12 protein-coding genes are annotated in these 12617 nt (G+C 73.7%); 10 read left to right on the top strand and 2 right to left on the bottom strand.

What is annotated here, in order from left to right:
• The first annotated feature begins 120 nt into the window (after window positions 1-120).
• On the top strand, window positions 121-1107 hold the full coding sequence (locus H6X67_RS02875) for an OmpA family protein (protein WP_249369579.1): 987 nt from the start codon (window positions 121-123) through the stop codon (window positions 1105-1107).
• A 72-nt stretch (window positions 1108-1179) separates the two neighbouring features.
• On the opposite strand, the gene H6X67_RS02870 is transcribed toward H6X67_RS02875, so the two are convergent.
• A complete protein-coding gene (locus H6X67_RS02870; RefSeq protein ID WP_249369581.1) occupies window positions 1180-1866 on the bottom strand; it encodes a hypothetical protein in 687 nt (228 codons plus the stop codon).
• 74 nt (window positions 1867-1940) lie between these two features.
• Window positions 1941-3407: a hypothetical protein gene (locus tag H6X67_RS02865; protein ID WP_249369583.1), complete on the bottom strand. Its 1467-nt coding sequence runs from the start codon at window positions 3405-3407 to the stop codon at window positions 1941-1943.
• Between the two features lie 396 nt (window positions 3408-3803).
• Here H6X67_RS02865 and H6X67_RS02860 point away from each other — a divergent pair, with 396 nt between their 5' ends.
• The 9 genes from H6X67_RS02860 to H6X67_RS02815 are packed head-to-tail and all read left to right on the top strand — an operon-like array spanning window position 3804 to window position 12419.
• Window positions 3804-4586, top strand: coding sequence for a hypothetical protein (locus H6X67_RS02860; RefSeq protein WP_249369585.1), 783 nt, complete (start codon window positions 3804-3806; stop codon window positions 4584-4586).
• Between the two features lie 20 nt (window positions 4587-4606).
• Window positions 4607-5296: a Flp pilus assembly protein CpaB gene (gene cpaB, locus H6X67_RS02855; protein ID WP_249369587.1), complete on the top strand. Its 690-nt coding sequence runs from the start codon at window positions 4607-4609 to the stop codon at window positions 5294-5296.
• Entirely contained in the window at window positions 5293-7095 is a 1803-nt protein-coding gene (locus tag H6X67_RS11755) for a response regulator (protein WP_349305302.1), read from the top strand. The genes cpaB and H6X67_RS11755 overlap by 4 nt, the downstream gene beginning before the upstream one ends.
• Complete coding sequence (locus tag H6X67_RS02840; RefSeq protein WP_249377029.1) at window positions 7095-7466, top strand: TadE/TadG family type IV pilus assembly protein; 372 nt, start codon at window positions 7095-7097, stop codon at window positions 7464-7466. The genes H6X67_RS11755 and H6X67_RS02840 overlap by 1 nt, the downstream gene beginning before the upstream one ends.
• 1 nt (window position 7467) lies before the next feature.
• Entirely contained in the window at window positions 7468-8745 is a 1278-nt protein-coding gene (locus H6X67_RS02835) for a TadA family conjugal transfer-associated ATPase (protein WP_249369739.1), read from the top strand.
• Window positions 8742-9668: a type II secretion system F family protein gene (locus tag H6X67_RS02830; RefSeq protein ID WP_249369737.1), complete on the top strand. Its 927-nt coding sequence runs from the start codon at window positions 8742-8744 to the stop codon at window positions 9666-9668. Before H6X67_RS02835 ends, H6X67_RS02830 begins: the two co-directional genes overlap by 4 nt.
• 3 nt (window positions 9669-9671) lie before the next feature.
• On the top strand, window positions 9672-10568 hold the full coding sequence (locus H6X67_RS02825) for a type II secretion system F family protein (protein ID WP_249369735.1): 897 nt from the start codon (window positions 9672-9674) through the stop codon (window positions 10566-10568).
• Window positions 10561-11790, top strand: coding sequence for a sensor histidine kinase (locus H6X67_RS02820; protein ID WP_249369733.1), 1230 nt, complete (start codon window positions 10561-10563; stop codon window positions 11788-11790). Before H6X67_RS02825 ends, H6X67_RS02820 begins: the two co-directional genes overlap by 8 nt.
• On the top strand, window positions 11787-12419 hold the full coding sequence (locus tag H6X67_RS02815) for a response regulator transcription factor (RefSeq protein ID WP_249369730.1): 633 nt from the start codon (window positions 11787-11789) through the stop codon (window positions 12417-12419). Before H6X67_RS02820 ends, H6X67_RS02815 begins: the two co-directional genes overlap by 4 nt.
• The last annotated feature ends 198 nt before the right edge of the window (window positions 12420-12617 follow it).

The following is a 12617-nucleotide window of genomic DNA, read 5'->3' as shown; positions in this document are numbered from 1 at the left end:
CCTGCCCATCGCCGTCGGAGGACCTCTGTCGCTACTGTCGAGGGGCCCGGGCGGCCGCCCGGCACGCAGTGGCGCGCCATGACACGCCACACACACGCCACAGACACGCAGGAGGTCACGATGAGCCCCGCCCTCGGCCGCCGCGTCGTGCTCAGCATGCCGCTGGGCGCGGCGGCCCTCGCCCTGGGCGCCTGCGGCGCCCCGGTCCCGGTGCCGGCCTCCGAGCCCGAGGAGGCTGGCTCCACCCTCGGCGACGCCGTCGCCACCGCCCTCATGCCCCGCGGCACGGAGGAGGTCACGGTCGACCTCGGCCCCCTCGTGCGCGTCGAGGTCGCCGGCGCCGAGGGCTCCGTCCTGCCCCTGCACGTCACCCGCTCCCGGGAGGCCGACGTCGCCGAGAAGCTCGCGCCCGGCCAGGTCCTCCTCGGCGGGCTCATCGAGACCCTCGGCTCCTACAAGCCCCTGCGCCTGGTGGACACCACGGGTCTGCGCGTGTGGACCACCACGAGCACCCAGTCCCGCTTCGAGACACTGGCCCCCGGTGACGAGCAGGACCTCGTGGCGACCTTCGGGCCCGTCGACACCGCCAGCGTCATCGTCCTCCTGCCCGGCACCGGCCTGGTGGAGGTGCCCGTCGTCGACGCCGACGACCCCTCCGCCCCCGCCCTCGACCTGCCCTCCGTCGCCCGGACCGCTGTCCCGGACCAGCGCCTGGCCTCCCCGGTGGCGCTCGAGCGCCACATCGAGTCCACCGACGGCGCCAGCGCGGCTGTCACCGACGAGGAGACCACCGTCGTCGACCTCGCCGGCGACGTCACCTTCGACGTCGACTCCGCCGAGCTCACCGCCGACGCCGAGTCCGCCCTCAACCGTCGGGTCGAGGTGGCCATCGCCCCCTCCCGGGGCACCGGGGACGCGCTCGTGCGCAACGACGGCGAGCACACCCTGCCCGAGGCGGCCGGCGCCGTCGGAGGCGCGGACCGGCCCCTGGAGGTCACCGGGCCCGAGGGGCTGGGGCGGCTGAGCATCGAGGTCGAGAGGGTCACGCGCTCCGGGAGCCTGCTGCTGTCGGTCCCGTGGCGCCTCACCGGGGTGCCGGTGACCTGACCTGCCGGCGCCGCACGGCGGGCTGCCGTGGGGCGGTGCGAGCCGCCGTGCGGCGCACGTGCGGCCCCGGGCTCAGCCGAGGACGAGGGACTGCATCGCAGCCACGGCCGCGGAGCCCTCCAGCGCGCCGGCGGGCGCGTAAGCGGTCACGCGCAGGTCCTGGCCGCCCTCGGTGGTGAGGATGACAGAGACGCCCGAGACGTTGACGACGCCGGACAGGGAGCCGTCGAAGACCGCGCGGTCCGCCACCTGCTCCCAGGTCCAGCTCCAGGCGTCCGCGGCACCGGGCCACTCGACCTGCACGAGCGCCGACGCCGAGTCAGTGTCGTCGACGTACGCCTGCCACTGGTCGTCCGCCTCCTCCGCGGCGGTGCCCCAGAAGAAGGGGGCGGCGACGACGTCCAGCATCCCGCAGTCCTCGTCCGAGACGTAGTAGAGCCAGCGAGTCTGGCCGTCCTTGGTGGTGGTGTGCGTCAGGGCAGAGGGCACTGTCAGGTGGACGTCGGCGGCGGCCTCGAAGGTCTCCCCGTCGGTAGGCGCTGGGGAGGGCACCAGCTGCGGGTCCTCGCGCTCGGCGTCGAGGTCCGGGGTGACGGCGCTCGACGTGCCGGCGCTCGCCTCCTGGACGGCCTGCCCGGAGGCCGTCCCGGTGGGGGAGGGGGTGTCGTCGCCGCAGGCGGCGGCCAGGGCGAGGACGGGCGCGGCGGCGGCCAGGGCGGCGGCGCGGCGGCGTGACAGCACAGCGTGGGAGTGAGCCATATCAGAACCTCAGTCCTCTCTCGGTGGTCGGATCGGGCGGCCCGCCGGCGCCGGCGGGCCGCTACCTGTGGGCGTCAGTCGACGGCACCGGTGCTCGCGTAGGAGCGCCGCCCGGAGCCGTCCGGTGCCTGCAGGTACTGCTGCGAGACGAGCCTACGGTGCTCGTACTCCTGCGAGGAGCGGTACTTGGCGATGACGAAGTCGTACTCGTTCTCCGCGCTGGCGCTGGCGACCTCGTACTTCGACGTCGTCACCTGGGCGTGCTCGTGGATGATGGTGCCGAGGGCGTCGTCGCTGTCCGCGGGGACGGAGGGGTTGAGCGCCGCCTTGGGAAGGACCGGGCTCTTGGAGGACATGGAGTAGACGTAGCCCTCGACCACCTTGCGGTCGGTGTCGCTGAGCTGGGTGACGTCGACCGTCACGGTCGTCTCGTACTGGTAGCCGACCTGGGTCTCGCCGGCACCGGTGAAGGGCGAGGTGTCATCGCCGTTGTCGTCCTCACCCTCGACTCCGACCGACAGGGTGGACCCGCTGGACCAGTTGCTCGTCGTCTGGAAGGTCAGCTCGGTGAGGTTGCCGTCGGCGTCCTCCTTGTAGGTGACCTCCTCGCCGATGCCACCGGAGAGCGTGACACCGGCGTGCGCCTCGACCTCGAGACCGTTGACCTCCTTCTCGACGACCTCCGCCGCCGCCCCGACGGATCCGTTGAGCTCGTACTGCGTCGAGACCTCCTCGCCCGTCTTGTCGCCCTTGTCGCCGTTGTCGTCGGCCGCGTAGGTCGTCGTGTGCTCGAAGGTCATCGAGGCGGCGCCCTCGGCGGAGGCGGAGATCTCGCTGTCGTCGACGTCGACCTCGGCACCCGCCTTGACGCTCAGCTCGATCGAGCCGGAGGTCGTGTGCTCGTAGGAGCTCGCGGTGCCGTCGACCTCCGTGTCCCCGCCGCCCATGATCTGGCTCACGCCCTGGCGGGTGCGGTTGTCGAACTCCTCGGCGTTGTCCTTACCGAACTGGGTGCACGAGGCCGGGTCAGCGCAGTCGTAGACGGTGGTGTCGGTGATCGTGAGGGCGCCGGAGGCGGAGGCCTCGAGGGAGACGTCGACACTGCCGACCTTAAGGTCGTCCTTGCCGACCGAGCCCTTGACGAAGCCCTGCTTGGAGTCGGAGACCCGGTACTGCCCGGAGCCGTCCTCGTTCTGGGCGTAGGTCGTCTTCCCCTGGTCGTCGAACCCGGCGGAGACGTTGAAGACGGGGTTGTCCGTGCCGACCGAGCCGCCGCCCGTGCTCGTCTGCGACTCATCCTGGACGACGTTGTCCGCCGGGTCGACGCGCAGGCCGTCATCCGCCGAGGCGCAACCGGAGCCGTCGCCGAAGACCGATGAGACCGCGCAGGTGACCGCCCGGCCGACGTTGACGCCGCTGACGGCGAGCACGACGGCGGCCGCCACCGCCATGACGACGACGATGATGGCCGCGTACTCCGCCGCCCCGGCACCGGACTCGAGGTGCCGACGGCGGGAACCCGCCTGAGAGGTGTGGGACACGGTTCCCCCTACGGTGCGATGGGACAAGGCCGGAGACCGGACGCGAGCCGACGTTACGGACCCGTCGGTGAGCGCAGAAGGGGCCCGCGCCCCGTGCTGTGCTCCCGTCCGGGGCCGGCGGAGGGACCTGTCATGGGGCGGCACGTGGGGCGCCGGCCCCTTCCGGGCCGCCGGTGCGCCCCGTAGCGTCCTCGGCGCGTGGGCCCTGCCCGCGCGGGCCGTCACAGGTGGCGCGGTGCGCCGCAGCCATGGGGAGTCCGATCCGTGTCGCCGGGTCCGAACGCTGTGTACGGTCCTTGCCGAGGCGCCGCCCTGACGGTGCCCGCGAGGTGTGAGGTCCGCCTCCCTGCCGGACCGCACGCCCCGTCACCCATCAGAGGAGTCCCTGGAGTCTCTGTGATCCTTGTTGCCGCAACACCCTGCACGGACCCGCCGCCGCCCGGCGTCCTCGTCCCCCAGGGCCCGGACCCCGCCGCCGCAGTGGCCCGTGCCCTCGACGTCCTGAGCGAGGACGCCGTGCTCGTCGTCACCGACGACGACGCCGACCGTCCCGCTCGGATCGCCGACCAGGTCACGGCTTCGCAGAACGTCGCACTCGTGCGCCTGGGCGGCACCACGACCCAGAGGGCTCTCGCGGTGCACGGCCTGGCCGCACTCGCACCCCGGCAGTACGGCCTCGCCCAGGCCCTGGCCGACGCGTTGATCGCCGCGTGCCGCACCCGCGTGGCCCTGTCCTCCGTCGCCCGGATCACCAGCCCCAGGCCCAGCCTGTGGCAGCACGTGCGCAGCCTCGTCGGAGGCTCCTTCGAGGCGGACCTGACCGCGGGCACCGTCACCACCACCCCGACCATGACGTGGTCGACCTCCGGGGCCGGCGTCGCCGCCTGGAGCGCCTCCGCCTCCACCGGGCGCCTGCACCTGGCTGTCGAGGGGCCGCTGGCCCCGGTCGTCGTCCCCGCCCAGGGCTCGCCCTGGGGGAGCCGGTACTGGGCCGAGCTCACGCTCCTGCCCGACCTGCCCTCAGTCGTGCGCGGTGCGCTGGGCTCGGCTGCCACCGTCTCGTGCCGCCTCTGCGGCCGTCTGGTGGCCGACTCCGGCTGCCCCTTCTGCCGCACCGCCGTCAGCGCCCGCACGACCTCCGCCTTCCCGATCCCGACCCGTGAGAGGCAGCCCCAGTGAATCCTCGACAGAGACGAGGAGTGCTGCTGCTCCTCATGACGATCCTCGCCGCCGTGCTGACCTTCAGCGGTGTCGCCGCCTACGTCAGCTCGGTGTCCTCGCAGGTCGGCCCGATGGTCGAGGTGCTCCGCCTGACCACGGACATCGAGGCCATGCACCACATCGAGGCCTCGGACGTCGAGACCGTCGAGGTGCCTGAGCGGTGGGCGCCGGCCAATGCCGTCAGCACCTTCGGGCAGATCGAGGGCCTCGTCTCGTCGGGCGCCTACCCGAGCGGCTCGGTCCTGCAGACCGGCATGCTCACCGAGGCGCCCGGCCTCCAACCGGGCTACCGCGAGGTCGCGATCATGGTGGACGCCGAGACGGGCGTCGCCGGGCGCATCCGCGCGGGCGACCACGTCGACATCCTGGCCACCATCACGAACGACGAGACGGGCGAGCAGCGCTCGGAGGTCGTCGTCCAGAACGTCCTCATCATCAACGTCGGGGTCGTGACGACCGTCGAGGAGGAGGACGCCTCGGGCGCCTTCAGCGAGTCCGACCAGATCCCCGTCACCTTCGCCCTGAGCAGTGAGGACTCCCTGCGGCTGGCCTACGCCGAGTCCTACTCGGTCAAGCTCAGGCTCGCCCTCAGAGGCGCCGGCGACGACACCCCGCTCACCGATGACCAGACCGTCTACCACGGCGCCGCACAGGAGGCTGGACAGTGACACAGGTGCTCCTCATCTCCGACGACCAGGCCTGCACCCGGGCCGTCGCCGCCGTCATCACCGAGCTCGAGGGCTTCGCCGAGCTCATCGCCGTCAGCTCGCCGTCCCAGGCCCGCATCGAGGTCGGCCGCCAGGACATCGACATCGTCCTGGTCGACGAGGCGCTCGACGGCGGCAACGGCCCCTCGGTCCTGCGCGAGATGTCCTCGGTGCACCCGCTGCTGCCCGTGTGCCTGCTGTCGCCGCGCACCGACGCCGACCTCGTCCTGAGGACCGTCGACGCCGGGGGCCGCGGTGTGCTCCCGCTGCCCCCGACGGTCGGGCACTACGCCGAGCGCCTGAGCGCGCTGTCGGCGTGGACCCGGGCCGCCCGCGGGCTGGTGTCGGGCGAGCGCGAGCAGATGAGCCGGAGCGTCGGGTCGGTCATCGCCGTCATCGGCGCCAAGGGCGGCGTGGGCACCTCCCTCATCGCGCTGGCCACCGCCCGTGACGCGGCCGCCCGTGACCGTGCGGCGCTCGTCGACCTCGACCTGCGCGCGGGCGACCTCGCCGCCTACTGCGGGGTCACCGTCCGCAACAGCGTCACCGACCTCGCCGCCCTCGCGGCCGAGGTCGGTGGACGCGAGATCTCGGAGGTCGCCTACCCCCTGCACCAGGGCATCGACCTGCTGCCCGCGCCCGAGCGGACCGAGCTCGCCGAGATCATGAACGAGGCCGCCGCCCGGCAGATCATCCAGGCCATGCGCTACCGGTACGCGTGCGTCGTCGTCGACTGCGGCTCGCACCTCGACGACGCCACCGCCGCAGCGATCGACCTGGCGGACCAGGTGGTCATCGTGGCGACGCCGCAGGTCCCGGCCCTGCGCTGCGTGCGTCGCCTGACCGAGGCGATGAACCGGCTCGACCTGGCGCGGGGCACCGAGCCCGTGCTCGTGCTCAACCGGACCTCGCGCCACAACGAGATCCAGCCCGCCGCAGCCGCGCGGCTCGTGAGCCTCAACCTGCTCGCCGTCCTGCCGGAGCGCACGGCCCAGCTCGAGCCGGTGCTCAACACCGGCACCCTCATCGACCTCGCGCTGCCCGAGCTCACCGCCGTCGGCGCCGCCGTCGCGGGGGCCGCCTCCGCCACCCGGGCGCCCGCCGTCGCCGCGGACCCCGCCCTCGTGGCCGACGAGACCCGCTCACCGGAGCGCCCTTCCCGCCGCCGCGGACGTCGGGCGAGGCAGGCCGCCTCCCGCCGCTCGCGCGCCACCGGCGGGGGCGAGGACACCGTCAGCAGCACCGCCACGGGCGCTGCGCCGGCTCCGGCCCATGTGCCCGCCCCGGTCCCGGCGCCCGCCGGCTCGGCCCCGTACTCCCCGGAGCAGCCCGCGGCGCCGGCCCCGGCACCGCCGGCCGAGTGGGTCGGCCCACCATCCATCCCGCCCACCCCCTCCACCGCCCCCGGGAGCCGCATGCGGCGACGCTCAGGCGAGTCGGGGCAGGCGAGCGTCGAGTTCGTCGGGGCCGCCATCGCGGTCCTGGCGGTGTTCCTCATCTGCCTCCAGGCACTCATCCTGGGCAGCGCCAGCCTCGTCGCCCACAGCGCGGCCCAGGACGCGGCGCGGATCGTCGCCACAGGAGCGAGCACCTCCGAGGCCGCCGCCCGGGTCTCCGAGCGGATCCCCGGGGCCCTGGGCGACGGCGTCGAGGTCCGCCTCACCGGCGCCTCCACCGTGCGCGTGACGCTCTCGGTCCCCTCGGTGGTGCCCGGCATGGGCACCGCCTCCGGCTCCTCACGCATCGACTGGGAGCGATGATGCTGCGAGTACCCCGAGCCCTGGCCCGCGGCCGTCGCGAGGAGGGGCAGTCCGCCGTCGAGGCCGCCGCGCTCGTGCCCTGGCTCCTCATCGTCGTCCTCATCGTGCTCCAGGGCCTCGGCGCCGCCGTCGGTGTCTCGCAGGTGCGCGCCGCCGCCGACGACGGCGCCCGCGCCCTCGAGGAGGGCCGGCCCGCCCACGCGGCGGTGGCCGCAGCCGTCAGCGGCCATGTGCGGCTGGAGTCCGTCAGCGGCTGCGGCAACGGCTGCGTGCACGTGACGGGCTCCGTGCCGATCGGCATCCCCGGCGTCGTCGAGGTCACCCGGCTGCATGTGTCCGCCGAGGCGACCTACCCGACGAGGAGGCCCTGACATGGCGCTGCGCGACCGGACGGTCCCCGAGGCGTACCAGGGCGAGATCACCGAGCTCGTCACCCGCTTCCGGGCGAGGCTGCTCGAGGAGGTCAACATCGACGAGGTCGCCGACCTCGACATGCCCCTCAAACGCGCCCGGCTCGAGCGCGTGCTCTCCCGGATCCTGTCCATCGAGGGACCCGTCATGTCCACCCGCAAGCGCGCGCGGGTCATCCAGCGCGTCATTGACGACACCGTGGGCCTCGGCGTCCTCGAGCCGCTCATCAGTGACGAGTCCGTCACCGAGATCATGGTCAACGGCATCCACGACCTCTTCGTCGAGCGCTCCGGGCGCATTGAGCGCATCCCGGCGGCCTTCACCTCCGAGGAGGAGCTCATGCAGGTCATCGACCGCATCGTCTCCTCGATCAACCGGCGCGTCGACGAGTCGCGCCCGATGGTCGACGCCCGCCTGGCCGGCGGCGAGCGCGTCAACATCATCATCCCGCCGCTGGCCCTCGACGGGCCGACGGTGACGATCCGCCGCTTCCCACGGCCCTTCCGCATGAGTGACCTCGTGGCGAAGGCCTCCCTGAGCCCCGACGCCGGCCGCCTGCTCGACGCCATGGTGCGTGCCCGGCTGAGCATCCTCGTGTCCGGGGGCACCGGCACGGGCAAGACGACCTTCCTCAACGCGCTGTCCGGGCTCATCCCCGAGCACGAGCGCATCATCACGATCGAGGACTCCGCCGAGCTGTCCCTCCAGCAGGAGCACGTCGTGCGCCTGGAGTCGCGCCCCGCCAACTCCGAGGGCCGTGGCGAGGTCACCATCCGCGACCTCGTGCGCAACTCGCTGCGCATGAGGCCCGACCGGATCGTCGTCGGCGAGGTCCGCGGCGGCGAGACGATGGACATGCTCCAGGCCATGAGCACCGGCCACGAGGGCTCGCTGACCACGGTGCACGCCAACTCGGCGCGCGACGCGCTCGGCCGCGTCGAGACCCTGGCGAGCATGTCCGACCTCGACCTGCCGGTCGACACGATCCGCGACCAGGTCAACTCGGCCATCGACATCATCGTCCAGCTCGAGCGCGACGCCGCTGGCGTGCGGCGCGTGCGGCAGATCGAGGCGGTCGTCTCCGAGCACCGCGAGCCCTTCAGGACCGTGCCCGTGCTCACCTATGAGCGCTCCGGCTCCTTCACCCCCCACCGCCTGCCCGACGCGCTGCTCCAACGGCTGACGGAGCAGGACGCCGTGGTCCCGGAGGCCTTCGGGGGAGCGGGGGGCCCGCAATGACACCGACCGTCAGGCTCCTCCTCGCTCTCACCCTCCTCACCCTCGTCCTGGCCACGGCCGCCGTCAGCGTCCTGGCCGCCGAGTCCGCCAGGCGCCGGGACCTGGTCCGGCTCACCGGCGCCGGCCAGGCGAGCGGGGGCCAGCGCGCCGCCTACCTGGCCGGCCGCCTCGCGCACTACTGGCCCTTCACCGCCGTCGAGCGCCGGCTCGTCGCGGCCGGGCGGTCGTGGGACCCCGTGGCGGTCACCCTCGCGATGGTGGCGGCGATGGGCGTGACGCTCATCGCCGGGCGGGTGGTCCTGGGGTATATCGGCTCGGTCATCATCGCCCTCATCCTGCTGTGGGCCGGTCTGCAGTGGCTCAGCCGCGCCGCGGCCAGGCGGCGGGAGGACTTCACCGCCCAGCTGCCCGAGCTTGCCCGCATCATCGCCAACGGCAACGCCGCCGGCCTGAGCGTGAGCCGCTCCGTCGCGATGGCCGGACGCGAGCTCTCCGAGCCCGCCGGCTCGGAGATGACGCGCGTGGCGGCGCACCTCGACCTCGGCTGGAGCCTGGACGCGGCCCTGCGCGAGCTCGGCGAGCAGATGCCCTCGCGCGAGCTCGACGTGCTCGTGCGCACCATCGTCATCCAGGCCCGTACGGGAGGCGCCCTCACCGACGCCCTCATGGAGATCTCTCGGACGCTCGAGGACCGCAAGGAGCTGCGCCGCGAGGTGCGCACCGTCATCCTCGGCTCCGCGATGAGCGGCTACGCCGTCATGGGCATCGGTGCGGGTGCCGTGGTGCTGCTCAACGTCTTCCAGCCCGGCATGCTCGACTCGCTGGCCTCGACACTGGCCGGGCGCGTCGTCCTCGTCGCCGCGCTGGGCTTCTTCGCCGCCGGGGCGCTGCTCATGCGGGTCGTGTCCCGGGTGGAGGTCTGAACCGTGCTCGCCGTCCTGCTCGGGGCCCTCGCCGCCCTCATCGTGCTGCTGGTCGCCCAGTCCCTGCGCATGGTGCGCGAGCCGCAGATCGAGGAGCTGCTCGCGCTCGAGGCCACCGGCGCGGCCGACGACGAGGCGCGCCCGGGACTGTTCGCGCGCACCGCGGACTTCATGGGGACCTTCACCCAGCGGCTGCTCCGCCAGCTCTACGGGGAGAGCCGCGTGCGCAGGCTCTCACGCCAGCTGCGGGCCGCCGGCCGCCCCGTCGGGTTGACCGCCCAGTCCTTCATCCAGCGCGAGGCCGGCTTCATCACGGTGGGCGCGCTGCTCATGCTCCTGTGGGTCCTCAACGGCAGGCCGATGTACGGGGTGGTGATCTTCGCCGTCTTCAGCCTGTGGATGCACACCTGGCTGTACTCCGCCATCCGCAGCCGGCAGCGGGAGATCGAGCGGGACCTGCCCGACTTCCTCGACGTCCTGGCCGTCACCGTCGCCGCGGGGCTGCCCTTCCGCGCCGCCCTGCGGCGCGTGTCCACCGAGCACTCCGGTCCGCTCGCCGAGGAGATCGCCACGGTGCTGCGCGAGCTGCAGCTCGGCGTGCCGCGGCGCGCGGCCCTGGAGGGGCTGCGCGGGCGCAACCAGTCACCGAGTGTCGCCTCCTTCGTCACCGCGCTCCTGCAGTCCGAGGAGCTGGGCACCCCATTGGAGGACGCGCTGCGCCAGATCGCGCGCGAGGTGCGCCGGGTCCGCTCCCAGCAGGTGCGTCAGGCCGCGACGCGGGCGCAGCCGAAGGTCTCCCTCGTGGTGACGATGCTCATCGTCCCGGGCACCATCGTCCTCGTCGCGGGCTCGTTCATCGTCATGAACCTGCCGATGCTGCAGGGGCTCTTCGATGGGTGACGCGCGCCGGGTCTCCGAGGCCGCGCTCGCCCCCGCGGCCCGGCTCCTCGTCGACGTGCGCCTGGGCATCGTGCTCGTCGTCGCCCTCGGCGCGCTCGCGGTGGTGGGGCGGGGCCCGGTCACGGGAGGCCTCCTGCTGCTGCTCGTGGTCCCCGGCAACCTCCTGCTCCTGATGCGGTGGGGGCGCGAGGGCGGCTACCTCGTCACCGCCTTCTTCACGGTGCCCGACGCCGTCGTCACCGTCGGCGTGCTCGCCGTCGGCACCGGGCCGACGGGTGCGACCCCGCCCCTGGTCACCGCCTACGCGCTGGTCTCGGCCTTCCTCATCAGCGTGGTCTCGGGCAGCCGCGCCCTGTGGGGATGGCTCGTGCCCGTCCTGATGGCCCTGACCGTGCTCGCCGTGCGCGCGCCCGGCCCGTGGCCGCACCTGCTCGTCCTCGTGGCCGTCCTGGGACTGGCCCTCCTCGGGCGCAGGATGGTCGAGCAGGTCGCGCGCGTCGAGGTCGTCGCGGCGGACCTGGCCCGGGTGCGTGCGCTGCAGGCCTCCAGCGAGGAGCGCATCGTCCTCGCCCGGGACCTGCACGACACGGTGGCCAAGTCCGCCGCGGGTGTGCGCATGCTCTCCGAGGTCCTCGCCGCCGAGCTCGCCGAGGAGGGCAGCGCGCACGCCCGGGACGCCGCCCTCCTGCTCGAGGCGGCGGACGCCCTGTCCGCCGAGTCCCGGGCCGTGCTCGACGAGCTGCGCGTGGCACCGGAGGGCGACCTGCGCCTGCGCCTCGTCCACGACGTCGAGACCTGGGGCCGGCGGCTCCAGCTGGAGGTGCGCACCGCGTGCGAGGGCCGCTCGCTCGCGGCCTCGGGCGAGCTGACCTGGCAGGCGCAGCGCGCGCTGGGGGAGATGCTCTCCAACATCGAGAAGCACGCCAGGGCCTCGCACGTGCGCGTGCGCGTGACCGGCACCGACGACGCTCCGCCGCGCCTGCTGCTCGAGGTCGAGGACGACGGCGTGGGCCTGCCGCGGCGCGTCCTCGAGGACCCGACGAACCTGCGCGGCTCCGGCCACTACGGGCTGTGCGGCATGCAGGAGCGCCTCGCCTCGCTCGGCGGGCGCCTGTCCCTCAAGCCCCGCCAGGGCGGCGGCACCCGCGTCCTCGCCACGATCCCCGTCCCGCAACCGTCCCGCGAGCGCGCTGGCCGCGTGAGCGTGAAGGAGGAACCATGAAGGTGCTCGTCGTCGACGACAACGCCATCGTCCGGCTCGGCCTCGCCCGCGTCCTCGAGCAGATCGAGGCCGTCGAGGCCGTCGCCGAGGCCGCCGACGGCCAGGAGGCCATCGACCGCGCCCGCAGCTTCCGGCCCGACGTCGTCCTGCTCGACGTGCGCATGCCGCGCATGGGCGGGCTCGAGGCGCTGCCCGTGCTCGCCGAGACCGCCCAGGTGGTCATGCTCACGAGCGCCGACGACGCCGAGACGATCACTGAGGCGATGTCACTGGGCGCACGCGGCTACCTCGTCCACGGCAGCCTCGGCGTCGAGCAGGTGGCGGCGGCGATCACCACCTGCGCCCAGGGCGGCCTCGTCCTCGGTCCCGAGGCGAGCGCGCTGCTGGCGGTCGGCGCCACCCCCGCCCGGGCGCGCCGCAACCCGCTGGCGGACCTGCTCACCAAGCGCGAGGCCGAGGTGATCGAGGCGGCCGCGCGCGGCCTGAGCAACGCCGAGATCGCCGAGGAGCAGTTCCTCTCACCCAGGACGGTGAAGAACTACCTCAACTCCGCCTACCCCAAGCTGCACGTCCACAACCGTGCGGAGGCGGTCGTCGCCTGGCGCGCCGCCGAGACCGCCGAGCGCTGAGGGCGGCGCCCGTGGCGCGGGCACGGCGGGCAGCTCGGGTGCCCGGGCGTGCCCCGGTCCCGCTGCCCCGCCGGGCACGGGGCGTCCTTGGGGGCGGGTGCCCCTGGGGGTGGGGCGGTGCCCCTTCCTAGCCTGTCGTCATCACCGGCAGGCCGGTGCCCCTGAACACTCCGAGTCCTCGACTCGGCCCAGCCATGG

It is taken from the genome of Actinomyces sp. AC-20-1, assembly GCF_023369555.1.
GTDB lineage: Bacteria > Actinomycetota > Actinomycetes > Actinomycetales > Actinomycetaceae > Actinomyces.
Note: the sequence above shows the minus strand (reverse complement) of the source record. Positions and strands in the feature narration are given on the sequence as shown.

Excerpts from the sequence above, each read along its gene's own strand:
- H6X67_RS02815 (WP_249369730.1), top strand. The coding sequence starts at position 11,787 with ATGAAGGTGCTCGTCGTCGACGACAACGCCATCGTCCGGCTCGGCCTC.
- H6X67_RS02840 (WP_249377029.1), top strand. The coding sequence starts at position 7,095 with ATGCTGCGAGTACCCCGAGCCCTGGCCCGCGGCCGTCGCGAGGAGGGG.
- H6X67_RS02830 (WP_249369737.1), top strand. The coding sequence starts at position 8,742 with ATGACACCGACCGTCAGGCTCCTCCTCGCTCTCACCCTCCTCACCCTC.
- H6X67_RS02875 (WP_249369579.1), top strand. The coding sequence starts at position 121 with ATGAGCCCCGCCCTCGGCCGCCGCGTCGTGCTCAGCATGCCGCTGGGC.
- H6X67_RS02820 (WP_249369733.1), top strand. The coding sequence starts at position 10,561 with ATGGGTGACGCGCGCCGGGTCTCCGAGGCCGCGCTCGCCCCCGCGGCC.
- H6X67_RS02870 (WP_249369581.1), bottom strand. The coding sequence starts at position 1,866 with ATGGCTCACTCCCACGCTGTGCTGTCACGCCGCCGCGCCGCCGCCCTG.
- H6X67_RS02835 (WP_249369739.1), top strand. The coding sequence starts at position 7,468 with ATGGCGCTGCGCGACCGGACGGTCCCCGAGGCGTACCAGGGCGAGATC.